The following is a 25131-nucleotide window of genomic DNA, read 5'->3' as shown; positions in this document are numbered from 1 at the left end:
AAGGAGGGAATTGTAATTATGGTTGAGGAAATGAATTCAGAAATGACAAACGTAATGTCTTTAAAAGAAGGAGATATTGTAAAAGGAACCATAGCAAAAATTGAAGAAAAGGAAGCATTAGTCAATATAGGCTACAAATATGATGGCATTCTTCCTATAGGCGAAATTGCAAATGTACATATTGAAAAAATAACCGATGTTTTGAAAGTTGGCGATCAAGTAGAATGCAAAGTCCTTCGTGTCAACGATGGAAAGGAACAGGTACTCCTTTCCAAAAAGGTGATCGACCGTGAAAAAGCTTGGGATACATTACAACATAAGCTTAGCACAGGTGAAGTTTTTGAAGTTAAGGTAGCAGATGTTGTTAAAGGTGGTTTGGTTGTTGATGTTGGAGTACGCGGGTTTGTACCAGCTTCAATGGTAGAAAGACATTTTGTTGAAGATTTTGCTGATTATAAAGGAAAAACTTTACGTGTTAAGGTTGTTGAAATTGACCAAGATAAAAATAAAGTGATTTTATCTCAACGAGCTGTTTTAGATGAGGAATTCAATAAGAAACAAAAAGAACTAGTTGCACAAATTAAAGTAGGGGACATTTTATTAGGTACTGTTCAAAGACTTACTGACTTTGGCGCGTTTATCGATTTAGGTGGGGTTGATGGTTTAGTTCATGTATCTGAAATTTCATGGAATCGAATTGGCAAACCTGTTGATGTATTAAAAGAAGGAGATAAAGTCAATGTTAAAGTACTACGAGTTGATCCAGAGACAAAACGGATTAGTCTAAGCATCAAAGAAACTATGCAAAATCCTATTCATCTAGCAATCGAGAATTTAAAAATTGGTGAAATCTATACGGGGATTGTAAAAAGGCTAGTTAGCTTTGGTGCTTTTGTAGAAATTCAACCTAATGTAGAAGGCTTGGTTCATATCTCTCAAATTTCGCATCAGCATATTGGCCAACCAAGTGAAGTTCTTAAAATCGGTCAAGAAGTAAAAGTGAAAGTATTGGATGTTGATCCTTCCTCTGAACGCATTAGTTTAAGTATTCGTGAAGCAGAAGAACAAGAGGTAGAAAAAGAAGTAAAGGAAAATCACCTCATTCAGGAACAACATAATACTGGTTTCACTTTAGCAGATATTCTAGGTGACAAATTAAAAAAATTAAAATAAAGTGAGGAAACGACATGAGTCGAGCTTCTAGAAAGCTTGAACATTTAAAATATGCTATTGAGACTGGTCAAACGGGTGTTCAAGGCTTTGAAAATGTTCATTTTGTCCATCAAGCTTTACCAGAAGTTGCTCTATCCCAAACCTCGATTGCTACTTCTATCGGCGGACTTCAATTGAGTTCGCCGATTATTATTAACGCGATGACGGGTGGAGCTTATGAAACGGTTAAAATAAATCAACAATTAGCCGCACTAGCGAATGAGCTGAATTTGGTAATGGCGGTTGGTTCGCAGATGTCTGCTATTAAAAACAAAGAGTATCGTTCTACCTATCAGATTGTACGTGGTAACAATCCAAAAGGGATCATTTTTGCCAATCTTGGTGCAGATGCAACGCCGGAACAAGCTAACGAAGCGATTGAAATGATCGAAGCAGATGGAATCCAAATACATATAAATGTAATACAAGAACTTACCATGCCTGAAGGTGATCGAGACTTTACAGGAATATTGGATCGATTACAGGCAATTAAAGAGTCTGTAAAAATCCCTTTCATTGTTAAAGAGGTAGGATTTGGAATGTCCAAAGAGGTAGTTTTTCAACTAGTGAAACGAGGGATAAAGATTATTGATGTGGGTGGAAGGGGAGGAACAAACTTTGCCTTGATTGAAAATAAGAGGCGGTTAGACCCATATCCCTTCTTCAATGATTGGGGAATACACACAGCTACAAGTATTCTTGAAGCTACAACGGTAAACAAGACAGAAATCATAGCTACAGGAGGTATCCAGAATAGTTTACATATTGCAAAGGCAATAGGTTTAGGTGCTAATGCTGTAGGAATGTCTGGAATGATTTTAAGAAAGTTAGTAAATGAAGGATTTAAACAAACATTAGGATATGTAAATCAACTTCACCACGAAATAAAATTGATCATGACAAGCTTAGGCGCAGTAGAATTGTTAGATTTGCAAAAAAAACCAATGGTTATTTTAGGGGAAACAAAAAATTGGTGTGAACTAAGAGGTATTCCAATAAATGAACTTGCAAGAAGAGAGTTTCTTTAACCCATTATGTTAGTAATGGGTTTTTTTATGCCAAAAAAAGAAATACTACATAATAGTGACAAAAGGAGGTAAAGAGGATGAATGATGGTGTATTAACAAATCTTATTCTATTAATTATGATCATCTTAGTTTCAACAGGATGGTTCCTATCCATTGTATCAGAGATAGGAAAAAGAAAAGTTATCTTCATCTTCTTGGCGATTTATATTCTCTCAATGATTGAACTTCCTTTTAATTATCAGTGGAAAGTGAATATGGGAGGTTTTATCGTACCAATGGTTTTTTATTTTTATTTTTGGATAAAAGGGGATAAAGCAGATAAAACTTATTTATTTGCTGCTACCACATTATTAGGTGCAATCTATTTCTTGTTCAAAGAATTAATTCGCCTAGATCCGATTCTCATTCTTTGGAATGAGAAAATAGAAATCACATTTTTTTTAGTTATGATTGTACTCTTTGTATCTAATAAATTAATAGTACGTCTTGCATTACTAATAGGTGGGGTACTTTCAGGAGAAATATTTTATTCCTTTCACCATAGAACTCATTTTCCTCAGATTATACTTGGGAATGCTTTACAACGGGATATTTTATGGCTCTCTTTGATACAGCTCTATTTCTTTCAACATTTAATGATCTTGGTCAAAAATTGGGTCAAGGATAAATAACTGATTAAATACTTACGAATCAGGTGATTTAAATATGCTAAATAATAATATGATTGCTGTCATATTAGGTGTGATTATAGGTTTTCTAAATCGATTGTTAATGCTTAAGACCGATTATCGTCAATATCCAACACATACCCATGGCAGAATCATTCATCTTTCACTAGGTTTTATAGCAGCAGGCTTAGGAGCAGTAGCGGTACCTTCATTATTAAAAGAAAATTATACGGCAATAACCTTTTTAGGATTGGCAGCCCAACAATTCCGTGATGTTCGGAATATGGAAAGACAAACGTTAACAACATTAGATAGTTTGGAATTGGTTCCACGTGGAGTCACATATATTGAAGGCATTGCAATGGTGTTTGAAGGAAGAAATTACTTAGTTATATTTACCTCCTTTTTTGTTTCCTTAATTTCAGTATTAATGGATTGGAAATGGGGCATTCTCGCGGGAATCATAACTTTATTTGTTAGCAAAAAATACATGTCAGGTAGTAGCATAAAAGAACTTGCTGAGGTTGTAGAAGGAAAAGTAATTGTCAATGGGCCTCATCTATATGTAGATGATATTTATATTATGAATATTGGCTTAAAAGACAATCAAGACCGAATTCTTGAACATGGGGTTGGCATTATCTTAAAGCCTAAAGATCAAAACAGTATCGTTACGATTGCAAATTTAGGGCAAAGACAAGCGATACTCCATAATTTAGCCACAATAATGGGTGTATATCGTGATTCAGGCGAACCAGCCTTGGTTCCATTGGCTAAACGTGATTTAAATGATGGAAGATTGGGCGTATTTTTCTTACCTCAGATCAAGGATATTCAAAAGGCAATTGAGGTGGTTAAACAGACACCCGTATTAGAAAATGCTGTAAGATTACCTTCTGAATCAGAAGTAAACGAATAGGAGGAGAAAAATGGGAACAACAATTGAACAATATATCCTAGCTGTTGTCACTCTACATAAAGATAAAGTGTTAAGTGGTGGTGTTCCTATCTTTATTGCTAATAATGAAAAGGAATTACAGAGAACCGCCTTTTTGCTAGAGAAAATCCTTGATGGAATAGCTCATGATTTAGAAAATGGCTCTCTAATCATTGTAAGACATTAGTTTATCCTATTGATTGAAGGAATAATTTGTTTATAATAGTATAGACGCATTTAAAATCTAATTGGGTAATTTGTATGGAAAGGTTGAAGTTTAATGTCTAAACCTGTCATTGCAATCGTAGGTAGACCAAATGTTGGAAAGTCAACGATATTTAACCGTTTAGCTGGAGAACGAATTGCTATTGTTGAAGATAAACCAGGTGTTACTCGTGATCGAATTTATAGCACCGGTGAATGGTTGACCCACTCTTTTCATCTCATTGATACAGGTGGTATCGAAATTGATGTTGAGGATGAAATTCTCATGCAGATTCGACAACAAGCAGAGCTTGCGATCGATGAGGCAGATGTGATCATCTTTATGGTTGATGGAAAGGTAGGTTTAACAGAACAAGATAAGGAGATTGCAAATATTTTACATCGATCCAAAAAACCAGTTGTTGTCGCAGTAAACAAAATCGATAACATTAAAATGCAGCAAGAAATCTATGATTTTTATGCTTTAGGGTTTGGCGATCCATATCCTATTTCGGGAGCACATGGAACAGGTCTTGGTGATCTATTAGATGAGGTTGTGTCCCATTTTCCAGATGAAGAAGAGGAAAACTATGATGATGATGTGATTCGTGTAGCTCTAATCGGGCGTCCTAATGTAGGTAAATCCTCATTAGTGAACGCCATATTAGGAGAAGAACGAGTTATCGTAAGTAATGTAGCTGGAACGACTCGGGATGCAGTCGATACATTGTTCTCAACAGATGAACAAGATTATGTTTTAGTGGATACAGCGGGAATGAGAAAAAAAGGAAAGGTCTATGAAACAACCGAAAAATACAGTGTATTACGTGCTCTAAAAGCAATTGAAAATGCGGATGTTGTATTAGTAGTGATTGACGGTCATACTGGTATTATTGAACAAGACAAAAGAATAGCTGGCTATGCACATGAAGCTGGTAAAGCCTCCATATTTGTAGTAAACAAATGGGATATTGTAGAGAAAGATGATAAGACGATGCATCAATTTGCACAAAAGATTCGAGATCACTTCCTATTTATGTCTTATGCTCCAATTGTTTTTGTTTCAGCTAAAACAAAACAAAGGGTGAATCAAATTTTGCCTATGGTTAATGAAGTGGCTGAATCACATGCAATGAGAGTCCAAACACCTGTCTTAAACGATATTATTTCTGATGCAGTAGCTATCAATCCACCTCCATCAGACAAAGGTAAAAGATTGAAAATCAAATACGCTACACAAGTTGCGGTAAAACCACCAACTTTTGTCCTTTTCGTTAACGATCCTGAACTTATGCACTTCTCTTATGAAAGGTATTTGGAAAACAAAATCAGAGATTCTTTTCACTTTGAAGGTACACCGATTCGAATCCTGGTTAGGAAAAAGAATGAAGAGGATTAAAAAAGAGGAGGAATAACAAAAATGGCGAATATGTCGATCGCTGTGATCGGGGCCGGTAGTTGGGGAACGGCACTTTCCATCGTACTTGCAAACAATGGTTTTGCCGTTGATTTATTAGCTAGAACCGATAAACATAAAGACGAGATCAACTACAATCATACGAATCATAAATACTTACCAGAAATCAAACTTCCAGATACGATCCTAGCCCATGCAGATGTTAAAGAAGCACTTAAAGGCAAAAAATATATTGTTCTCGTCGTACCTTCTCATGCTATGCGTGATACTGCAAAAATGGTTAAACCATATATTTCCGATCAAACAATTCTCATTCATGCAACAAAAGGGTTAGATCAAGGGACATATCAACGAATGAGTGAAGTGATACATGAAGAACTTCCTGGTTTACCATCAGATCAGATCCTTGTTTTATCAGGTCCAAGCCATGCTGAAGAGGTAAGTCGTCTTTTGCCGACGACAGTTGTAGTAGCTGGTCGTAACATTTCTGTTGCTGAAGAGGTACAGGATTTATTCATCAATTCAAATTTTCGTGTATACACTAATCCAGATATTATTGGCGTTGAAATTGCTGGAGCACTAAAAAATATTATTGCCTTAGGCGCTGGCCTATCCGATGGTCTAGAATTTGGGGACAACGCAAAAGCTGCTTTACTAACCAGAGGACTTGCGGAAATTGCACGATTAGGTATAGAATTAGGAGCAAATCCATTAACATTTTCAGGTTTAGCAGGCGTAGGTGATTTGGTAGTCACCTGTACAAGTCAACATAGCCGCAATTGGCGAGCTGGATATATGCTTGGAAAGGGTCAAAACTTAGATGCTATACTTGAGCAAATGGGAATGGTGGTAGAAGGTGTCAAAACAACGAAAGCTGCCTTTTACTTATCACAAAAATATCAAATTCAAATGCCGATTACAAATGAATTATTTAAGGTACTTTTTGAAAACAAAAGCCCCAAAATAGCTGTCGAAGATCTTATGGGGCGTGTAAGAACACATGAGATGGAAGAAGTTGCATTATCAGAAGTTTTTAAAAGATCATGAGAGGGTGAACATCAACATTGTCGGAAACTATACTATTTCTCCCAGATCAAAAAAAATTTGAAGTGAAACCAGGTACAACGATATTACAAGCAGCTTTAAAGTCGGGGGTTCATCTAGGGCATAAGTGTGGTGGAAGAGGAGCTTGTTTGACCTGTAAAGTAAAAATAGATGACAACTCTGCAGTATCTCAGCCCACCAAAAGCGAGTTACAAAAATTAGGGAAAAATTTAATAAAAGCCGGAACAAGATTAGGTTGTCAAACAAAAGTACTAAAGAGATTAAAAGTCGAAGTTCCTGAAGAACCTTTAAAGGCAGCCATTCGAAAGCAATTGGCCAAACAAAAGAATGAGAGTTTCTGGGATGATTAAAAGAACGATAAAAAATCGTTCTTTTTTTATGTTTAACATCATAGATTTTAGTATTTGATTAAGAATTTGCTAAGGAAAATTTTTTATTAGCAAACTGATGAAAGTTTTTATTTTACGTCATATTGGCAATAAAGTCTCATATATTTATACTGTCCAATTTTATGGTACGAGTCGATTTATGACTGTATGGGGAGGGATGGTTAATATCATAAGGGATATGGAGATACAAGTGTTGATTTTAATCGAGGAGGGATACTGTGGAAAAGTTTGATATCTTTAAAGATATTGCAGAACGGACAGGTGGAGACATATACATAGGTGTTGTTGGGGCCGTCCGAACAGGAAAGTCAACATTTATTAAGAAATTCATGGAATCATTAGTTATTCCTAATATTCAAAATGAAAACGACAAACTAAGAGCAACGGATGAATTACCACAAAGTGCTGCAGGACGTACAATCATGACAACTGAACCAAAATTTGTACCAAACCAAGCGGTTGAAGTCCATGTGGATGAAGGATTAGACATCAACATTCGCCTAGTCGATTGTGTTGGTTATACTGTTGAAGGCGCTAAGGGATATGAGGACGAAAATGGTCCAAGAATGGTAAATACACCATGGTTCGAAGACCCAGTTCCTTTCCAAGAAGCAGCTGAAATTGGAACAAGAAAAGTAATCCAAGATCACTCCACATTAGGTGTAGTGATGACGACCGATGGTTCGATTACAGAAATTCCAAGGGAATCCTATGTATCCGCTGAGGAAAGAGTAGTTGAAGAATTAAAAGAGGTAGGCAAACCCTTTGTCATGGTGATCAATACCACTGAACCATATTCGGAACGGGTAGATTCCCTAAGAAGTGAATTAGCAGAAAAATATGATATTCCTGTTCTTGCAATGAGTGTAGCCAATATGCAAGAGGAAGATATTGTTGGTGTATTACGTGAAGTCTTATTCGAATTCCCAGTGCATGAGGTCAATGTAAATCTACCTAGCTGGGTCATGGTTTTAAATAAAGAACATTGGCTCAGAAAGAACTTTGAAGAGTCTGTTCAAGAAACGGTCAAAGATATTCGTAGATTACGTGATGTGCGCGTTGTCGTAGACCAATTTAAAAACTATGAATTTATTGCTGATGCTATATTAGCTGACATGAATATGGGCCAAGGGGTAGCAGAAATTGATTTATTTGCTCCAGATGAGCTTTATGATCAAATTTTAATGGAGATCGTTGGAGTAGAAATCAAAGGAAAAGATCATTTACTCCAACTTATGGTTGAATTTACCCATGCGAAAAAAGAATATGACAAAGTGGCAGAAGCTTTAACCATGGTGCAACAAACAGGTTATGGTATCGCTAATCCTGTTATAGAAGATATGACTTTGGACGAACCAGAATTGATCAGACAGGGTTCAAGGTTTGGTGTGCGCTTAAAAGCAACTGCACCATCTATTCATATGATTAAAGTAGATGTTGAGTCCGAGTTTGCACCGATTATCGGAACAGAAAAACAAAGTGAAGAATTATTACGGTATTTAATGCAGGATTTTGAAGATGACCCATTAAAAATGTGGGAGTCCGATATCTTTGGTAGATCATTAGCAAGTATTGTTCGTGACGGGATCCAAGCGAAACTCTCCATGATGCCAGATAATGCGAGGTATAAATTAAAAGAAACATTAGAGAGAATTATAAATGAAGGGTCAGGAGGACTCATAGCTATTATTTTATAGCAAATAAATGGAATATAATACCAAAAAGCACTCATAGTAGTGCTTTTTTTATGTCTTTCTAAAGAAAATCCTTGAAATTACAGCGTTTGTATATTACTATATGCTTGTCTATAAAAATTTTGGAAAATCCTTGTTGAAACATGTATAAATTTCTAAGAAACGGTAACACAAGGATATAACAAGATTTTTACCTTGGGAGGAGGTGAATACATTGAATAAAACGGAATTAATCGCAAAAGTTGCTGAAATGACAGAGTTAACGAAAAAGGATGCTACCAAAGCTGTAGACGCTGTATTTGCTTCTATTTCTGATGCTCTTGCTACAAACGACAAAGTTCAAATCATTGGTTTTGGTAATTTTGAAGTTCGTGAGCGTGCTGCTCGTAAAGGGCGCAACCCACAAACTGGGGAAGAAATTGAAATTGCCGCTAGCAAGGTACCTGCTTTCAAACCAGGTAAAGCATTGAAGGATGCACTTAAGTAATAATGTGTTACATACAGTAAAGAAGAGTTACACTTGTGTAACTCTTCTTTTTTGCTTTTAATATTTAATTATGCTAACATTAATTTTGCTTTTGGAGTTAGAAGGAGGCAAGATAAATGGGCGTTAATCATAAACAAATAGAAGAAGCGGTTAAAGTTATTTTAAAGTCCATTGGTGAAGACCCTGAAAGAGAAGGGTTATTAGAAACACCAGCAAGAGTGGCACGTATGTACGAGGAGATTTTCGTTGGTTTAGAACAGGATCCAAAAGATTATTTTGATGTGATTTTTAGTGAAAAACACGAGGAAGTTGTATTAGTCAAAGATATCCCTTTTTATTCTACTTGTGAACATCATTTAGTTCCTTTTTTTGGTATTGCGCATGTAGCATATATACCAAGAGATGGAAGAGTGACTGGCTTAAGTAAATTGGCTAGAGCTGTTGAAGCTGTTGCTAAAAGACCTCAGTTACAAGAAAGAATGACTGATACGATTGCGGATGCGATCATGGAAAAATTAGAACCTTTTGGAGTTTTAGTCATGATAGAAGCAGAACATATGTGTATGACGATGCGAGGAGTAAAAAAGCCTGGCTCTAAAACCGTCACAATTACTGCTAGAGGAATTTATAAAGAAGATCCGCAATTACGAAATGAAATTCTACAATTAATTCGTTCATAATGACTTGAAGGAACTGATGAATAAAAATTGGGCTTGAAAAATATAATTAATTAGATATAATAAAATATGTTGCTATTTTAGTCGGGACGTGGCGCAGCTCGGTAGCGCGCACCCTTGGGGTGGGTGAGGTCGCAGGTTCAAATCCTGTCGTTCCGACCATTCTTTCCATATACATAACCACTTCTTCAATGGGAACATTGAATGGAGTGGTTTTACATTAAATATACATAGTCTGGATAAAAGTGGGGATCAAAATGAATAATCAAGACAATTCCTTTTTTGTGATTAAAGCGAAGGAAAATGGAGTGAATGTGATCGGGCTTACTCGCGGGCAAGATACCAAATTTCACCATCTTGAGAAATTAGATCGAGGAGAAGTCATGATCGCACAATTTACTGAACATACTTCTGCGGTCAAAGTGCGAGGGAAAGCAGAAATCTTTACCCCTTATGGCATCATTTCAACTGAGGATTAAAAAAATGATTTTTTCGAACAAGCTGGAATAGCCGGCTTGTTTTTTTTGTACAATGTATTGGAGGTGTATTTCAATGCATGCATATAAACATGTTTCCAAAGGAATGGTGGCAGCTTTAACATTATCTGTGATCATTGCATTTATGATTTCTTTAATCCCCAATGCCAAAATAGCTCAAATCAATTATGATTTACCAGTCTTTAAAATACAAAAAAACATGGTGCTTTCAAATGATAATCTTGTTGATTTTATTAGCTCAATTCCCCTTCACTTACCGATCAAAAAAGTAATCTGGGACCATAATACATTGTCCGTCGATCTTACATTAACTTCTGATGAAGTACTTGATCCGGAAGTTGTTTATCTAGATTTATTTACATTGATTCAAAAAGGATTTGTTGAAAAAAATAATGTTAATGAAATATTCTTACGAGTGTTTCTAAAGGACTCAGAAAAAATATTTGTTGCAACTTCAGCAAAAAAAGAAGATATTATGAATAATCGAACAATGAAATTAGGATCATCAATGTCGAATAAAGATTTCTTAGACCAATATTTTGGTTTGAATTATGGAAATGCGATCCGATAGAGAAAAAGTGGTATTGATAATTCCTGTTACCTATCAGATAATTATGTTATACTTGTGTTCGGAAGTGAATTTATGTAGTTTAAAATCTGGGGGATATCAAATGACAATGACGCATAGTACTTTCCGTAGAGAAATAGAAGAAATTGTGGCTGAGATCAATCAACTTTCTCAAAATTTGTTTATTGAAAAATATGTAACATTACCTAAAATCTCTATTTTTCGTCTTGAATTACTAAATTTATTTTTCTATTTTGCCTCTGTTCCTCAATATAAACGGAGATCTTATTGTGTAACAACAGGGCTAGTCCAATTGGGACTTGATATACATGAAACAATCACGAATCAAAAGGAATATAATGACAAAGAAGTCAGAAGAAGACAACTTTCTATCTTGGCAGGCGATTACTACAGTAGCCAATATTATTCCTTACTTTCTAAAAATAATTTAATAGACGGGGTAAAAAAATTAGCAAAAGGAATTCGAAATATCAATATTGCAAAAATGAAATTATATACGCAAAATAATGGGGAAGGTTTCCAATCAATGACCCAACTAGTAGAATTGATAAAAGTAAAAGAGAGTGATCTATACATTCAATTTGTAGACGAACTAAATTCTTCAGAGCATAAGATTTTATGGAAACGAATCATTGAAGATTTTGTGTTACTCTTTTCCCTAATCGATTTTCCCCACCTATTTGTGAATCATTTTGCAAATAAACCATTTTTTCAAAAGCATTTAATCCCAGAAAAAATAGAAGAAATGTTACAAGGACTATATAGAAACATTGAAGAAAGGATTCAAAGTATAGAGAATGGAATGGTAAAAGGAGAGTTACTATTGCTTCTAGACCAATTCTCTCATCTACTTCAACAGCCGATAAATATGGTTGAAAGAAGTTAGAAACTTCTAAGAAAATGGAGGGGGACTTTAAGTGGAAAAACAGGTTCTTATACGAGGAAAAAAGAAAGAGGAATTTGTTCATTCCGTCTTTGAAAATATTGCAAGTAAATATGACTTAATGAATACTTTGCTTAGTTTCCGTCGGCATAAAGCATGGCGGAATTTCACCATGAAGAAGATGAAAGTCCAACAAGGTGATAAAGCGCTAGACGTAGCTTGCGGTACAGCTGATTGGACGATTGCATTAGCAAAGGCTTCAAAAACTGGGAGAATCGTTGGTCTTGATTTCAGTAAAAATATGTTAAAAATTGGAAAAAAGAAAGTCCAGGAACAAGGTTTGGACAAGCAGATTGAATTAATTAATGGGAATGCAATGAAATTACCTTTTCCTGATGATACATTTGACCATGCAACCATTGGTTTTGCCTTAAGAAATGTTCCAGACATTGAAACCGTTTTATCTGAAATGCTTAGAGTAATTAAGCCAGGAGGTAAAGTAGTTTCTCTTGAATTATCTAAACCAAACTGGCCAATATTTCGTAAAATTTACTTTTTTTACTTTTATAAAATACTCCCATGGTTAGGTAAATTATTTGCAAATCGATATGAACAATATGCATGGTTACCTGAATCATTAACCAATTTTCCTGATCAACAAGAGCTTGCTGCTATTTTTGAAAAAGTAGGGATGGAAAAGGTCGAAGTCTATCCACTTACAGGCGGAATTGCTGCTCTTCATATTGGGCATAAAAAAGAAAATAGATAGATAAGAATAGATAGAAAAAAACAGAAAAGAAAGTTACCTTTCTTTATCATTAAAAAACAAGGTGAAATGAATGAAGCTTGTAGATATTTACTACAGAATGAAAAAAGATATAAATGAAATAGAAAAAGAATTATCTCGTGCGATTACAACAGATCAAGGAATATTAAATCAATCTGCTAATCATTTATTAAAAGCTGGGGGAAAGAGAATTCGTCCTGTTTTTGTGTTGTTATCTGGCCATTTTGGGCAATATGATTTTGATAAGCTGAAAAAAGTGGCTGCTGCTCTTGAATTAATACATATGGCCACCCTTGTCCACGATGATGTGATTGACGATGCAGATAAAAGGCGTGGTAAATTAACCGTAAAAGCGCAATGGGATAATAAAATTGCGATGTATACTGGTGATTATATTTTTGCCGAAGCTTTAATGTTAATTACTGAATTTGAAAACCCTGAGATTCACCAAACTCTTTCAAATGCAATTGTTCGTATGTGTGAAGGAGAAATTGAACAAATTAAAGATTTTAATAACTGGAACCAATCATTAAAACAATATTTAAGAAGGATAAAACGTAAAACTGCGCTTCTTATTGCGATTTCCTGTAAATTAGGGGGTCTAGCCAGTAATGCAGATCTCAAAACGGTAAGAAGGCTATATCAATATGGTTATAATGTAGGGATGGCTTTTCAAATTGTAGATGATATTTTAGATTTTACAGGAACAACAGAACAACTTGGAAAACCTGCTGGAAGTGACCTTCGTCAAGGTAATATTACAATACCTGCATTGTATGCATTGCATTACTCCAAGGATAAGGAAAAACTACAACGGATGGTAAAGAGTGATCACCTTCAAGAACAGATGGATGAAATGGTAGACATTGTTCGCAAGTCTGAAGGAATTGACTATTCAAAAGAGTTAGCACAAACATATATTCAAAAAGCCAAAAAAGCTTTAATGGAACTACCTAATATTAAAGAAAGAAAAACTTTATTAGAAATTAGTGATTTTATCGGAGATCGCACTTATTAGTCTTTCAAACCAAAGTTATATCGACTTTGGTTTTTTTTATCATTTGATGAATGAATTTTTCTCATAGTTGAAATAGTATGAAAAATTTGTTAAAATTTCGTTGGCATCTTACTACATTTTATGGGGGTATCAATATGGAAAGAACTTTTCTAATGGTTAAACCAGATGGTGTGCAAAGATCTTTAATTGGTAAAATCGTAGCAAAATTTGAGGAGAAAGGATTTCAGCTTATAGGTGCTAAATTGATGATGATCGATTCAGAACTAGCAGAAAAACACTATCAAGAGCATAAAGAAAAGCCTTTCTTTCCCGAATTAGTTGATTTTATAACATCTGGTCCAGTTTTTGCGATGGTTTGGGAAGGGAAAAATGTCGTACAAGTAGCGAGAAATATGATGGGGAAGACAAACCCTGCAGAAGCTGCTTCTGGAACGATTAGAGGCGATTATGGAGTTAATGTTAGTATGAATGTCATTCATGGTTCTGACTCTCTAGAAAGCGCTCAACGTGAAATTCAATTATTTTTCAATGAGGAAGAACTACTTACATATAATAAGGATATCAATCGCTGGATATAGAGTTAAAAACCCAGCATTTGGACAATTTTTTTACTTGAAAGACTACTGTTGTAAAGTCAGTAGTCTTTTATGTTTTTATACTTGATGGAGGATTTTATCTATTTAATGGAGAATATCATTAAACAGAGATTAGATTATTGAACATTCGAGGAGAAGTAGAATGACAGCGTTAGATCAAGATTATTATCAATTTATACAAAAAATAAAGAAAAAAACGGGTATTGATTTATCTTTATATAAAGAAGCACAAATGAAAAGAAGGCTTAATTCATTAAGAATGAAGCGAGGATACGCTAATTTTGTAGACTATTTTCATGCACTTGAGAAAGATCAACAACTTTTTGCTGAAATGTTAGATCGAATGACGATCAATGTAACCGAATTTTTTCGTAACTATAGCAGATGGAAGGTACTTACAGACAAAGTGATCCACCAATTGCCAGATCAAAGAAAAATAAAATGCTGGAGTGCAGCCTGTTCTACCGGGGAAGAACCGTATACACTGATGATGATTCTCGCGAATCATTTTCCTCATCTTCAAGTAGAACTATTGGCGACTGATTTGGATGAAGGTGCTTTAAAAAAAGCAGCAGAAGCGATTTATACGGAAAGGTCTATACAGGAAGTGCCTAAAGAGATGCTAAACAAATATTTTGTAAAACAAAATCAAGTATTGCACGTGATACCAGAAATAAAAAATAAAATAAAATTTCGCAAGCATAACCTATTATCAGATCCTTTTGACAAGAACTTTGATCTGATTATCTGTAGAAATGTGATGATCTATTTTACTGAAGAAGCGAAAAATCACCTGTACCAAAAGTTTAGTCAAGCTTTAAAACCAGGAGGAGTTCTCTTTGTTGGAAGTACTGAACAAATCTTCAATCCAGCACAATACCAATTAGAAACGATAGATACATTTTTCTATAGAAAGATAAGGTAAACTTTGTTACACTAATAGAAGATTGAAACTGAATTAGGGAGAATCAAAGATGCTGTATTTTATTATAACGATTGGATTAAGTTATCTATTCTATAGACAAGGAATTCGTTATCTATTTAAGAGTAGATTGTTATCTGACAATAGATCAGAGCATTTCGCTTATATTTTTCTGATGCTTAGTGGTGTTGCTTTAGGTGAGTATTTGTCATTGACTGTGATTGAAAGCTTCTTTAACTACTTAACAACTTGGGAAATGATAGTCATCACCACTTTTGTTTCTATTTCTTCTGGCGAATATGTGTATTATCGAAATAATAAGTTAGTGCAAAGAGTAGTCATGAATGAAAAAAAGTAATGTGTATAGAAAATGGTTGATTATCCTATACTGATACTAAGTAGAATTTTGTTGGAGGGTATCAGAAGATGGATAAGGATACAATTATAGAAGCTTATTATCGAGGTTTATTATCAAAGGACGAATGTACAAAAATTTTAGGGATCGATCCAACTATTTTAGAAAAAAGTACAAATCAACTAGAATACGACGCTATGAGATATATTCATTAAAGCTGACGAATCTGGATTAGTGCACCTAATCCAGATTTTTTTTGTTTTACTGTTTTAAAATATCAATGAGATATGATATATTTTAAAGAAAACTTAAGCTGGATTGAAAAAAGAAGGTAGATTATTTTCTTGAACAGGGGGAAGATGTAATGAGATTTTTAACTGCTGGTGAGTCTCATGGACCTCAGTTAACTGCAATTATCGAAGGAGTACCTAGTGGTTTCTCTATTTCGATAGAGGAAATCAATGATATTCTAAAGAAAAGACAAGGAGGATATGGTCGGGGCAGAAGAATGGAAATAGAAAATGATCAAGTCCAAATCAAAAGTGGGATTCGATTTGGGAAAACAACTGGTGCCCCAATCACTTTAGTCATAGAAAATAAAGATTATTCTCATTGGAAGAAAATCATGAGTGTTGATCAAGTGGATGATGAATCAGCGAGAAGAGTTTCTAAGCCTAGACCTGGACATGCCGATTTAAACGGTGGTTTAAAATATAACCATAGAGATTTAAGAAATATATTAGAAAGATCAAGCGCAAGGGAAACAGCGATTAGAGTGGCAGTAGGAGCATTAGTGAAACAATTACTTAAACCGTATGGTATTATTCTTATGAGTCATGTTGTTAATATTGGTGGTATTCAATCTAAAACATTTATTCAACTATCAGTAGATCGTTCGTTAGAACAACTTCAGAAACAGATCGAACAATCGGAAGTAAGATGCGCAGAAGAAATAGAAAGTAATTTAATGATAAAGAAAATAGATGAAGCAAAAGAGATAGGGGACTCAATCGGGGGTATTGTAGAAGTCGTTGCTTTAGGACTACCGATTGGATTAGGAAGTCATGTTCATTGGGATCTGAAGCTTGATGGTAAGATAGCTCAATCCATTTTAAGTATTCAAGCGTTTAAAGGTGTAGAAATAGGAATGGGTTTTAAAGTAGCAAATCTACCTGGTTCTATGGTTCATGATGAAATTTTATGGTCAGAAGAGAAGGGTTTTTATCGTTCAACGAATCGGGCTGGAGGGATTGAAGGTGGTATGACTACGGGTGAACCTTTAATTGTAAGAGGCGTTATGAAGCCAATTCCTACGTTATATAAGCCATTACAAAGTGTTGATATCGACACAAAAGAAGCCTTCGCAGCAAGCATAGAGCGCTCAGATGCTTGTGCCGTTCCTGCAGCTAGTATTGTTGCCGAGCATGTGATCGCTTGGGAATTGGCAAATGCCTTTTTTGAAAAATTTTCAGGAGATTCTTATGAAGAAATTACGCATCAATACCAAATTTACAAAGAACAGATAAGGAAGTATTGATATGAAGACGATTAGAATCGAAACAACTAACCATGCTTATCCAGTCCTCATTGGTTCGAAAATCATAAACCAGTTGCCTAAATTACTAATACAAACTGGAATCAGTCAAAAAACGAAAATATTAATTATTTCTGATGAAAATGTTGCCCCTCTTTATTTGCAAGTTGTGGTTGACCAATTAAACAAATTTGATGCCATCTCTTATGTGGTTCCTGCAGGGGATGTTTCAAAGGCCATCGGAGAAGTTGAAAAGATCATCACTTATGCTATACAACATGGGTTAGATCGTTCTTCTGTCATTTTGGCTTTAGGCGGAGGAGTCATTGGTGATTTAGCTGGATTTGTTGCCTCTATTTACATGCGAGGAATTCGTTATGTTCAATGTCCAACTACCATACTGGCACACGACAGTAGTGTTGGTGGCAAAGTAGGTATAAATCATGCTTTAGGAAAAAATTTAATCGGTTCTTTCTATCAACCACAATTCGTTTTATATGATACTTCTTTTTTGACTACCTTACCAACGAGAGAAGTCCGCTCTGGTTTAGTGGAAGTATTGAAGCATGGATTGATTGCAGATCGGCAATTTGTGGATTGGTTGGAGAAAAACGCAGATTCTCTCCTACATCTTGATCAAGAGGCAGTAAGCTATGCTCTTAAACAAGGAATTAAAATTAAAGCTGATATTGTAATGGAAGATGAAAAAGAACAAGGGATTAGAGCAATCTTAAATTTTGGCCATACATTAGGACATGTGATAGAAACACTTTCAAATTATCAATATCTGCATGGGGAAGCAGTAGCAATTGGGATGTTTTTTGCGGCCAAATTAGCTGCAAAACTTGGATGGTTAAGTAAAGAAGAAGAGGCATTTTATCAACATCTTCTTCAAAAATTTAAATGTAAAACTTCTATTCCAAAAGAATATGATACAAACCAAATGATGAATATTATGTTGAGAGACAAAAAATTTAAAAATGGCCAAATTCGAATGGTATTGCCTATTGCCATCGGCCAGGTAAAAATTGAACAAAATATTGATCCAAAGTTTATATTTGAGACATTAAATGAATTAAAAAGATAGAAGAAAAGGAAGATCAATTATTTATAGATTTTAATATAGTAAAGTGATAAAATTAAACATTGAAATGAGGTGAAAGAAATGATTTTAAATCCTGAATTAAAGGAGATCCCGATCTACCAACCTGGTAAACCGATCGAAGACGTACAAGAAGAATTAGGTCTTACAAATGTTATGAAATTAGCATCAAATGAAAATCCTTTTGGTGCCTCAAAACGGATTCGAGAACGGATCTTGAAAGAACTAGAGATGATCACGATTTATCCTGATGGTGCAGGTAGAAATTTAAAAGAACGAATTGCTGATTTATATCATATTGCTCCAGAACAGATTATTTTAGGAAATGGCTCTGATGAAATCATACAATATCTTTCAAGGGCTTATCTTAATTCAAATACTGAGGTGATCATGGCTACCCCTACATTTCCTATGTACAAAACGAATGCTTTAATGGAAGGGGCAAAAGTGATCGAAATCCCTTTAGTAGAAGGAAAACATGATTTAGAGAAAATGGCTGAGGTAATCTCCGAAAAGACAGCTTTAATTTGGATCTGTAACCCAAATAATCCTACGGGAACGATCATATCAGAGCAAGAACTTATTTCTTTTCTCGACTTTGTACCAAAAGATAAATTAGTCATCCTAGATGAAGCATATGCTGAATATGTAACTGATCAAACATACCCTGATTCTTTACAACTTCTATCTAAATACCCAAATTTGATGATATTACGTACCTTTTCCAAAATATATGGTTTGGCTTCACTTCGGATTGGTTATGGTATTTCAAATCTAAAAGTGATTCAAGATCTATTAAGAATTAAGGAACCTTTTAATGCCAATCGTTTTGCTCAAGTAAGTGCTGAAGAGGCCATTTTGGATCAGGAATTTATTCAATATTGCAAAGAACAGAACGAGAAAAATAAACAATATTTTTTAGATGAACTTCAACAACTTGGTTTTTCTTATTTTCCATCAGAAACCAATTTTGTTCTTGTAAATGTGAACACAGATGATCAGCTAGTTTTTCAGAAACTTTTAGAAGAAGGAATTATCATTAGGGCTGGGTCCAAACTTGGCTTTCCAGGTTGGATACGTGTGACCATTGGCACAAAAGAACAAATGGAAAAAGTAGTGGATACTTTAAAACAATTTGCTTAATAAAATATTTGTATAGGCAGGGGAGTTTATGAATCAGATTATTCATCCCATTACATCGATTAAAGGGTCTATTGAGGTACCTGGAGATAAGTCGATTTCTCATCGAGCTGTGATGCTTGGTGCCCTTTCCCTTGGGAATACCCATATTCATGGTTTTTTAAATGGAGAAGATTGTTTAAGCACAATAAGGGTATTTCGACAATTAGGTGTGGAAATTGATAGAGTTGCTGAGACTTCATATATTATTAAGGGAAAGGGTCTTAATCAATTACAAGAACCAAAATATGTTCTTGATGTAGGAAATTCTGGGACAACAATACGCTTAACTGCTGGTATCTTAGCTGGGCAACCCTTTCATAGTGTACTTATTGGAGATGACTCTATCTTAAAACGTCCGATGAAACGGATCAAGGAACCCCTTTCTTTAATGGGAGCCAAAATAGATGGTCGGGAAGAGGGGAAATATGCACCCCTATCTATTAGAGGCGGTAAATTAAAAGGAATCGCCTACCATTCACCAGTAGCCAGCGCTCAAGTAAAATCAGCAATTCTATTTGCTGGATTATTTGCAGATCAGAAAACAACAGTGATCGAGCCATTTCAATCTAGAGATCACAGTGAAAATATGTTGCTTCAGTTTGGAGCAAAATTAGAAAAAACAAACCAAGAAGTGACCATTTGGCCAAGTCCAAGATTAGAAGGCCAAGAAGTAAATATACCCGGTGATTTTTCTTCTGCAGCTTTTTTTATAGCTGCCGCTCTTTTAGTTCCAAATAGTTTATTAAGAATAAAGAATATCGGATTAAACCCGACAAGAATTGGTTTTCTACAAGCAATGCAACAAATGAATGGCCAAATAGAAATATTAAATTTACACTATGAAGGAAATGAATCTGTAGGTGATATTCTTGTTAAATCTAGTAATCTACAGGGAATAACCATCTCGGGGGATTGGATTCCAAAAATTATTGATGAATTACCTTTATTTGCGGTTGTTGCAACACAAGCAGAAGGGATAACAAAAGTAACGAATGCAGAAGAGTTAAGGGTTAAAGAAAGTGATCGAATTTCCACCATTGTCAATGAATTGCGCCAAGTAGGTGTCAAAGTAGAAGAGTTAACAGATGGGTTTGTTATCGAGGGTAAGCAAAGGATACAAGGGGGTCAGGTATCTACCCATGGTGATCATCGGATCGGAATGGCAATGGCTATAGCTGGGTTGATTGCAAAGGAGCCTATTATTATTCAGCAGGCAGAAGCCGTTAATATTTCTTATCCCCAGTTTTTTGAACATTTGCGCCAAATATCAACAATTAAGTGAATATATGAAGAAATCTATTGACGAATCAATTTATTTAAAGCTATTCTAAAAATAAGAGATAAACATATAGTATGAGAGTGGAAACTTTAAAGGGGGGATTCTTGGGATGACAGATTCTCAGGTAATCCGGGAGATAAAAGATGGTCAAATTGAGCTGTATTCCATCTTGATTCAAAGATATGAAAAGAAAATACAAGCTTTTATCCTGCAATTACTTCGAACGTATCGAATGGAGGCCTATGCAGAGGATATATGCCAAGAAACCTTCTACAAAGCATTTAAGAGTTTAGATACATTTAGAGATGAAGAGGCAACTTTTTCTACTTGGTTATATACGATTGCTAGAAATACCACATTAAGTGAAATTAGAAAATCTAAACATTCAGAGTTGTTTTTGGATGAAACAGTACAAACTTTTCAAGTTTCACTTAATTTATTACCAGAACAAGAGTTATTAAGGAATGAAAGCGTACAAAAAGTAAGAGAAGCGATCAACTGTTTACCTGAAAAGCAAAGATCAGCTCTCATTCTAAGAGAATATGAGCAAATGGATTATAAAGAAATTGCTCATATTTTAAATTCGACTGTAAGCTCGGTAAAATCATTATTATTTAGAGCAAGGGGAAGTATTAAATCCCAATTAGAGACTTACGTACATAATGAACATCAATGGTCTGATATGAAGGGATGAAAAGATAACATGGATAGGATCCAACCAATTGAAAAAAGTGATCTATCAAGGAAAGTGATGGAAAGGATTATCAATGAAAATAGATGGGCTGTCCCGGTTCATGAGCAGCCTATTACCAATCATAAGAGCACGATAAACATTGGTTCTTTGATTGCTATTGTTTTCCTTATTGGGGTTGTTCTTAGTTTTCTATTTTTAAAACCTAGCCCTAATACGTATACCCCATCTGCACCGAATGATTCATTTATATCGATTATAAAATCAACCGACTTCGCTAAATCCTTTACTAACCTAGGTTTTTCTGAAATCCAAGAAGGAATGGTAGCAAGTATAGGTGAACCAAAGCTTTATCATCCACATGAAAATGATCAAACAAAATTGCAACTTTTTCTTGTAATCATTATTTTGGGTTTATCGATGATCACTTTATTGATGAATTGGATCTCAAATGAAGAAAAGAACTCTAACCACACTTGAAGAAGTGTGGTTTTTTATATATGATGAGTGTAACAATCCAATATTAAGCAATATTAAGGAGTGCAATTTTATGCCGCAGTCTTTTTCCGAGCGCATTGCAGATATGGTTCAGCAATTTAAAAGTGGAAATATTGAAGAAGGATTAACTCTTTTAAAAAGTATTGATGTACATAAGCTAAATTCAGAAGAAAAAATAGATATCATAAAGATTCATTTATTTTTAGGGCATGTTGAGGATGCCAAGGATATGCTTCAACAGATTAAAGATCAGATTCAGCCAATTGAATTAAATAGATTACAAGCTGAAATCTTTTATAAAGAAGGGGATTATGACCAGGCACTAGAATTAATGCATCAAATTATTAGTCTTGATCCCACAGATGATGATTATGTTTTTTTATCCCAACTTTATTTTGATGAAGGGTTACCAGAAGTGGCTTATCGATATATTAACAAAGCAATTGAAGAAAATAAGGAGATTCCCTTTTATTATTATCAGAAAGGGTTATACGCTTTTGAATTAGGTGATTTTGAGTCTGCAATTGAAGGCTTTAGACAGGCAACTGAACTAGATGGAGAAGAACCTTTATATTTTTTAGCATTAGGTGAAGCTGAATATAGTATTGGACATTTTGATGAAGCATTACACCACTACGAAGAGGTTCTTAAAAGGTATCCTGATCAAGAGGAGGCTTTATACCTAAAAGGAATGTTACTTGTTCAGATCGGTCAAATTTCTGAAGGGATTAAAGCTTTAAAAAGGGTCGCAGAATTACAACCAGAAAATTTAGAGGTTTTGACCTCTTTGGCTGATGCTTATGAAAGGGAACATGAACATGAACAGGCACTTCAGAAATTAGAGAAGATATTAAGTATCGATGAATACTTTTTACCTGCTTTAAAAAGAATAGGGAAAATTTATTTACACCAGGAAGAATGGGAAAAAGCAAAAGAAATTCTATATAAAGCGTTGGAAATTGATCCGGATGATCTAAATTTACATTTGATGTATGCCAAAATAATTAAAGCATATGGAGATTTTAAAGAGGCAATCCAGCAATATGAAATGATATATCATGAATTTTCAGATGAAGAAATTTGTCATGATTTAGGTGATTTGTATTTTAAAAATGGTGAGATAGAAAAAGCGATTGAGTGTTATGAAAAACAGATCGAAATAGAGCCTGACCCAAAAATATTGACACAATTAGCTGCTTGTTATGCAGAAACAAAGCAGTATAATAAGGCATTATCAATGATGGAACAATCTTTAGCAATAGATCCTACACAGGTACAACTGAACATGATTAAGGAACAACTCTTACAATTATTAAAAGACCAAGAGTAGATTTTGGTCTTTTTTTTTTGCTATTAAATGGAATATTTATTGTTAAATCATGGCAATAATAGTAAAAATACAGGCCATGGAGATGATCACATTGAATCTTAATGAAATGTTAATCTATGCAGATATACAGCATATCAATAAAATTGTTGACCATTATCAATGTCAATGTGACCGCCATTCGAAAACAGAGATGATTCAATCCATTATTTATACTCTTTTTCAAAATAACACATTGGAGGAAATGATCGATCAACTAACTGATATAGAACGCACTTTTGTTCAATTATTATATTTAGACTCACGAACCAAGTACACAATTGAAGATTTATTAGCAAAAGGAAAACAAGCAATTGAACTTCAACAATCAAATGAAAAACCAAGAGAAATTGTATTAACAGCATTGAAAAAAGGTTGGATCTTTCAAGGAGTAGGGAAGAAACATTTACTGATCTATTTAGTACCCGAAGACCTAAAAAAGAAAATATTACAATCACTTATTCGAAAATTACAAAAACAAGTGCTTGTGAAAGAGGAAATCCCCTTTTACCGTGATGAGATAGATCTTTTATTTTCTGATTTACTCACCTTTCTAAATACAATACGCAAAGAGGATATCTATCTAACAAATGAAGGGAACATCTACAAAAGACAGCAATATGCCATTTTTCAGTCCTTTATCATACCTGAGGAGCCTTTAAAACGACAAGCATTTCGTTTTGGATATGGTAGAAGGTATGATGAATATCCAGACCGTTTCTCGTTGCTGTATGATTATGCATATTATCAAAAATGGATTGATGAAGGAGAAAAAGGTTTTTTAGGCTTAACCACATTAGGAATCCAATGGGTTGAACGATCACATCAACGAATGAAGGAAAGCAAGAAACTATATCAATTTTGGGTTCGTTTATATAAACATCCCATTCCCTTTTTGCCTTTGATCGTTCGTTTTATCGATCTGATGTCATATCAACAATGGGTACGTTTAGATCATTTACAAGAGTTAACTCTCTTTTGGTTGAAAGACCATTATTATGAAAAAAAAGAACAGATTTTTCAAGAACGAATCATCAAAATGATGCTACATCTTGGTCTCATTCAATTAGGAAATGATGATGGGATTCCATTTTTACGTGTTACGGAAGAAGGACATCACTGGATTAATGACTTTGAGAGTTTTGAGGCAAAGGAGATCGTATATTAAGTTCCAAAACTTTTCTGACACTTTTTTAAAAAAAGGAAAGGAAATCTTGCTATTTTTCGAATATAATATAAAAACACAAACATATTTATATGATAGGAGGTAGGCACTATGATGATCACAGTGAATGACAAAAAAGATTTTATTAAATGGTTTTTAAGTTCGTACACATTAGCAAAAAAAGAAGCAGCTTGGCTACTTACTTATATCGCTTCAAATGATAAAATATTAGAAAAAGTACATTTCGTTGAAGACATTCATGACCTACCCAAATCTTTATTTATTTCATCTGAGTGTGTTACATTAACACCTTTTAAGTTTTACAAAAAAAATCGTGTCACTCCTGATGTAGAGGCAGCATTCTTAGATATTCGTTCTAATCCAGAGGAAGAAATATATATCGGTTTATTTTTTAAAGACCGGGAAAACTCCCCGGAATATGCCGCGGTATTGGAGGGAAATCCGATGGAAAGACAAAACCTTGTGAAGGATTCTTTGCTGGATCTTATGGCGGAGATGGTCTTGGATAAGGCGGTTCGTCAGTTTAATAAGGAGCAATTATACGCGGCAATCGATGTGGCTTTAATCAAAGGTGATAAAGAAACCTTTATAGAACTAACCAATCAACTTAAACAATTATTAAATGAAGAAGAAAAATAAATTTTCTAAACCTGGGTATCCTTTATACTCAGGTTTTTTCTGTTTGCTTCAATATTATGGGTTTTGTGTTAAAATAGAGTGGATATTTTTTCTACTTAGTTGAGCCCAGCGGTAATATGTCAAGCACAAAAAAATAAAGAATTGGAAATTATTTTGGGATAGAAGTAAAAATCCCTTAAAAAAGGGTATACCAAATAGCCCTCACCTAATTACCAATTTTTGTTATTGA

At 34.6% G+C, this 25131-nt stretch carries 29 protein-coding genes and 1 tRNA gene; all 30 read left to right on the top strand.

Annotated elements, in window-relative coordinates:
• Positions 1-18: 18 nt before the first annotated feature.
• Positions 19-1173: a 30S ribosomal protein S1 gene (gene rpsA / locus TEPIDINF_RS05110; RefSeq protein WP_421691470.1), complete on the top strand. Its 1155-nt coding sequence runs from the start codon at positions 19-21 to the stop codon at positions 1171-1173.
• A gap of 14 nt (positions 1174-1187) precedes the next feature.
• A complete protein-coding gene (fni, locus tag TEPIDINF_RS05105; protein ID WP_421691469.1) occupies positions 1188-2240 on the top strand; it encodes a type 2 isopentenyl-diphosphate Delta-isomerase in 1053 nt (350 codons plus the stop codon).
• 77 nt (positions 2241-2317) lie between these two features.
• Complete coding sequence (locus TEPIDINF_RS05100; protein ID WP_421691468.1) at positions 2318-2911, top strand: YphA family membrane protein; 594 nt, start codon at positions 2318-2320, stop codon at positions 2909-2911.
• Positions 2912-2945: 34 nt separating this feature from the next.
• Positions 2946-3827: a YIEGIA family protein gene (locus tag TEPIDINF_RS05095; RefSeq protein ID WP_069798106.1), complete on the top strand. Its 882-nt coding sequence runs from the start codon at positions 2946-2948 to the stop codon at positions 3825-3827.
• A 10-nt stretch (positions 3828-3837) separates the two neighbouring features.
• Positions 3838-4032 (top strand): capping complex subunit for YIEGIA, encoded by a 195-nt coding sequence (locus TEPIDINF_RS05090; protein WP_068724405.1) that lies wholly within the window; start codon positions 3838-3840, stop codon positions 4030-4032.
• Positions 4033-4125: 93 nt separating this feature from the next.
• Entirely contained in the window at positions 4126-5448 is a 1323-nt protein-coding gene (der, locus tag TEPIDINF_RS05085; protein ID WP_069798108.1) for a ribosome biogenesis GTPase Der, read from the top strand.
• Between the two features lie 21 nt (positions 5449-5469).
• Entirely contained in the window at positions 5470-6513 is a 1044-nt protein-coding gene (locus TEPIDINF_RS05080; RefSeq protein ID WP_421691467.1) for an NAD(P)H-dependent glycerol-3-phosphate dehydrogenase, read from the top strand.
• Between the two features lie 17 nt (positions 6514-6530).
• Complete coding sequence (locus tag TEPIDINF_RS05075; protein ID WP_421691466.1) at positions 6531-6881, top strand: 2Fe-2S iron-sulfur cluster-binding protein; 351 nt, start codon at positions 6531-6533, stop codon at positions 6879-6881.
• 257 nt (positions 6882-7138) lie between these two features.
• Positions 7139-8617 carry a stage IV sporulation protein A gene (gene spoIVA / locus TEPIDINF_RS05070; protein WP_068724397.1) on the top strand — a complete coding sequence of 493 codons (1479 nt, stop codon included), beginning with the start codon at positions 7139-7141 and terminating at the stop codon, positions 8615-8617.
• Positions 8618-8828: 211 nt separating this feature from the next.
• Entirely contained in the window at positions 8829-9101 is a 273-nt protein-coding gene (locus TEPIDINF_RS05065; protein WP_068724395.1) for an HU family DNA-binding protein, read from the top strand.
• A gap of 116 nt (positions 9102-9217) precedes the next feature.
• Entirely contained in the window at positions 9218-9781 is a 564-nt protein-coding gene (folE, locus tag TEPIDINF_RS05060) for a GTP cyclohydrolase I FolE (protein ID WP_068724393.1), read from the top strand.
• Between the two features lie 82 nt (positions 9782-9863).
• A tRNA-Pro gene (locus TEPIDINF_RS05055) sits at positions 9864-9940 on the top strand.
• Between the two features lie 95 nt (positions 9941-10035).
• Positions 10036-10257 (top strand): trp RNA-binding attenuation protein MtrB, encoded by a 222-nt coding sequence (mtrB, locus tag TEPIDINF_RS05050; RefSeq protein ID WP_068724391.1) that lies wholly within the window; start codon positions 10036-10038, stop codon positions 10255-10257.
• 73 nt (positions 10258-10330) lie between these two features.
• Positions 10331-10846 (top strand): hypothetical protein, encoded by a 516-nt coding sequence (locus TEPIDINF_RS05045; protein WP_421691465.1) that lies wholly within the window; start codon positions 10331-10333, stop codon positions 10844-10846.
• 100 nt (positions 10847-10946) lie between these two features.
• Entirely contained in the window at positions 10947-11750 is an 804-nt protein-coding gene (locus TEPIDINF_RS05040; RefSeq protein ID WP_069798118.1) for a heptaprenyl diphosphate synthase component 1, read from the top strand.
• 31 nt (positions 11751-11781) lie between these two features.
• Positions 11782-12516, top strand: coding sequence for a demethylmenaquinone methyltransferase (locus TEPIDINF_RS05035; RefSeq protein ID WP_304650437.1), 735 nt, complete (start codon positions 11782-11784; stop codon positions 12514-12516).
• 70 nt (positions 12517-12586) lie between these two features.
• Positions 12587-13552: a heptaprenyl diphosphate synthase component II gene (gene hepT / locus TEPIDINF_RS05030; protein WP_069798120.1), complete on the top strand. Its 966-nt coding sequence runs from the start codon at positions 12587-12589 to the stop codon at positions 13550-13552.
• Between the two features lie 134 nt (positions 13553-13686).
• Complete coding sequence (gene ndk, locus TEPIDINF_RS05025) at positions 13687-14130, top strand: nucleoside-diphosphate kinase (protein WP_068724382.1); 444 nt, start codon at positions 13687-13689, stop codon at positions 14128-14130.
• Positions 14131-14290: 160 nt separating this feature from the next.
• The gene (locus TEPIDINF_RS05020; protein WP_068724381.1) at positions 14291-15073 is read left to right on the top strand and encodes a CheR family methyltransferase; all 783 of its coding nucleotides are present in this window, start codon (positions 14291-14293) and stop codon (positions 15071-15073) included.
• 49 nt (positions 15074-15122) lie between these two features.
• Positions 15123-15428 carry a hypothetical protein gene (locus TEPIDINF_RS05015; protein WP_068724379.1) on the top strand — a complete coding sequence of 102 codons (306 nt, stop codon included), beginning with the start codon at positions 15123-15125 and terminating at the stop codon, positions 15426-15428.
• A gap of 68 nt (positions 15429-15496) precedes the next feature.
• Entirely contained in the window at positions 15497-15640 is a 144-nt protein-coding gene (locus TEPIDINF_RS05010; RefSeq protein WP_161937293.1) for a hypothetical protein, read from the top strand.
• A gap of 149 nt (positions 15641-15789) precedes the next feature.
• Positions 15790-16962: a chorismate synthase gene (gene aroC / locus TEPIDINF_RS05005; RefSeq protein ID WP_068724376.1), complete on the top strand. Its 1173-nt coding sequence runs from the start codon at positions 15790-15792 to the stop codon at positions 16960-16962.
• Between the two features lies 1 nt (position 16963).
• Positions 16964-18046: a 3-dehydroquinate synthase gene (aroB, locus tag TEPIDINF_RS05000; protein ID WP_068724374.1), complete on the top strand. Its 1083-nt coding sequence runs from the start codon at positions 16964-16966 to the stop codon at positions 18044-18046.
• A gap of 78 nt (positions 18047-18124) precedes the next feature.
• Positions 18125-19204, top strand: coding sequence for a histidinol-phosphate transaminase (gene hisC, locus TEPIDINF_RS04995; protein ID WP_068724372.1), 1080 nt, complete (start codon positions 18125-18127; stop codon positions 19202-19204).
• A gap of 28 nt (positions 19205-19232) precedes the next feature.
• On the top strand, positions 19233-20525 hold the full coding sequence (aroA, locus tag TEPIDINF_RS04990) for a 3-phosphoshikimate 1-carboxyvinyltransferase (protein ID WP_068724370.1): 1293 nt from the start codon (positions 19233-19235) through the stop codon (positions 20523-20525).
• A gap of 106 nt (positions 20526-20631) precedes the next feature.
• Entirely contained in the window at positions 20632-21216 is a 585-nt protein-coding gene (locus TEPIDINF_RS04985) for an RNA polymerase sigma factor (protein ID WP_068724368.1), read from the top strand.
• A gap of 9 nt (positions 21217-21225) precedes the next feature.
• Positions 21226-21693 carry a hypothetical protein gene (locus TEPIDINF_RS04980; protein ID WP_068724365.1) on the top strand — a complete coding sequence of 156 codons (468 nt, stop codon included), beginning with the start codon at positions 21226-21228 and terminating at the stop codon, positions 21691-21693.
• A gap of 70 nt (positions 21694-21763) precedes the next feature.
• On the top strand, positions 21764-23041 hold the full coding sequence (locus TEPIDINF_RS04975; RefSeq protein ID WP_421691464.1) for a tetratricopeptide repeat protein: 1278 nt from the start codon (positions 21764-21766) through the stop codon (positions 23039-23041).
• A gap of 91 nt (positions 23042-23132) precedes the next feature.
• Complete coding sequence (locus tag TEPIDINF_RS04970; protein WP_068724361.1) at positions 23133-24245, top strand: hypothetical protein; 1113 nt, start codon at positions 23133-23135, stop codon at positions 24243-24245.
• 108 nt (positions 24246-24353) lie between these two features.
• A complete protein-coding gene (locus TEPIDINF_RS04965) occupies positions 24354-24902 on the top strand; it encodes a ReoY family proteolytic degradation factor (RefSeq protein ID WP_069798144.1) in 549 nt (182 codons plus the stop codon).
• Positions 24903-25131: the final 229 nt, after the last annotated feature.

Origin of the sequence: Tepidibacillus infernus (assembly GCF_048898065.1) — a bacterium.
GTDB classification, from domain to species: domain Bacteria; phylum Bacillota; class Bacilli; order Tepidibacillales; family Tepidibacillaceae; genus Tepidibacillus_B; species Tepidibacillus_B infernus.
The sequence above is the reverse complement of the archived record's forward strand: the minus strand, read 5'-3'. Positions and strand labels throughout refer to the sequence as shown.

Coding starts and splice junctions, on each gene's coding strand:
- rpsA (WP_421691470.1), top strand. CDS start 19: ATGGTTGAGGAAATGAATTCAGAAATGACAAACGTAATGTCTTTAAAA.
- fni (WP_421691469.1), top strand. CDS start 1,188: ATGAGTCGAGCTTCTAGAAAGCTTGAACATTTAAAATATGCTATTGAG.
- TEPIDINF_RS05100 (WP_421691468.1), top strand. CDS start 2,318: ATGAATGATGGTGTATTAACAAATCTTATTCTATTAATTATGATCATC.
- TEPIDINF_RS05095 (WP_069798106.1), top strand. CDS start 2,946: ATGCTAAATAATAATATGATTGCTGTCATATTAGGTGTGATTATAGGT.
- TEPIDINF_RS05090 (WP_068724405.1), top strand. CDS start 3,838: ATGGGAACAACAATTGAACAATATATCCTAGCTGTTGTCACTCTACAT.
- der (WP_069798108.1), top strand. CDS start 4,126: ATGTCTAAACCTGTCATTGCAATCGTAGGTAGACCAAATGTTGGAAAG.
- TEPIDINF_RS05080 (WP_421691467.1), top strand. CDS start 5,470: ATGGCGAATATGTCGATCGCTGTGATCGGGGCCGGTAGTTGGGGAACG.
- folE (WP_068724393.1), top strand. CDS start 9,218: ATGGGCGTTAATCATAAACAAATAGAAGAAGCGGTTAAAGTTATTTTA.
- mtrB (WP_068724391.1), top strand. CDS start 10,036: ATGAATAATCAAGACAATTCCTTTTTTGTGATTAAAGCGAAGGAAAAT.
- TEPIDINF_RS05045 (WP_421691465.1), top strand. CDS start 10,331: ATGCATGCATATAAACATGTTTCCAAAGGAATGGTGGCAGCTTTAACA.
- TEPIDINF_RS05040 (WP_069798118.1), top strand. CDS start 10,947: ATGACAATGACGCATAGTACTTTCCGTAGAGAAATAGAAGAAATTGTG.
- hepT (WP_069798120.1), top strand. CDS start 12,587: ATGAAGCTTGTAGATATTTACTACAGAATGAAAAAAGATATAAATGAA.
- ndk (WP_068724382.1), top strand. CDS start 13,687: ATGGAAAGAACTTTTCTAATGGTTAAACCAGATGGTGTGCAAAGATCT.
- TEPIDINF_RS05020 (WP_068724381.1), top strand. CDS start 14,291: ATGACAGCGTTAGATCAAGATTATTATCAATTTATACAAAAAATAAAG.
- TEPIDINF_RS05015 (WP_068724379.1), top strand. CDS start 15,123: ATGCTGTATTTTATTATAACGATTGGATTAAGTTATCTATTCTATAGA.
- TEPIDINF_RS05010 (WP_161937293.1), top strand. CDS start 15,497: ATGGATAAGGATACAATTATAGAAGCTTATTATCGAGGTTTATTATCA.
- aroC (WP_068724376.1), top strand. CDS start 15,790: ATGAGATTTTTAACTGCTGGTGAGTCTCATGGACCTCAGTTAACTGCA.
- aroB (WP_068724374.1), top strand. CDS start 16,964: ATGAAGACGATTAGAATCGAAACAACTAACCATGCTTATCCAGTCCTC.
- hisC (WP_068724372.1), top strand. CDS start 18,125: ATGATTTTAAATCCTGAATTAAAGGAGATCCCGATCTACCAACCTGGT.
- aroA (WP_068724370.1), top strand. CDS start 19,233: ATGAATCAGATTATTCATCCCATTACATCGATTAAAGGGTCTATTGAG.
- TEPIDINF_RS04985 (WP_068724368.1), top strand. CDS start 20,632: ATGACAGATTCTCAGGTAATCCGGGAGATAAAAGATGGTCAAATTGAG.
- TEPIDINF_RS04980 (WP_068724365.1), top strand. CDS start 21,226: ATGGATAGGATCCAACCAATTGAAAAAAGTGATCTATCAAGGAAAGTG.
- TEPIDINF_RS04975 (WP_421691464.1), top strand. CDS start 21,764: ATGCCGCAGTCTTTTTCCGAGCGCATTGCAGATATGGTTCAGCAATTT.
- TEPIDINF_RS04965 (WP_069798144.1), top strand. CDS start 24,354: ATGATGATCACAGTGAATGACAAAAAAGATTTTATTAAATGGTTTTTA.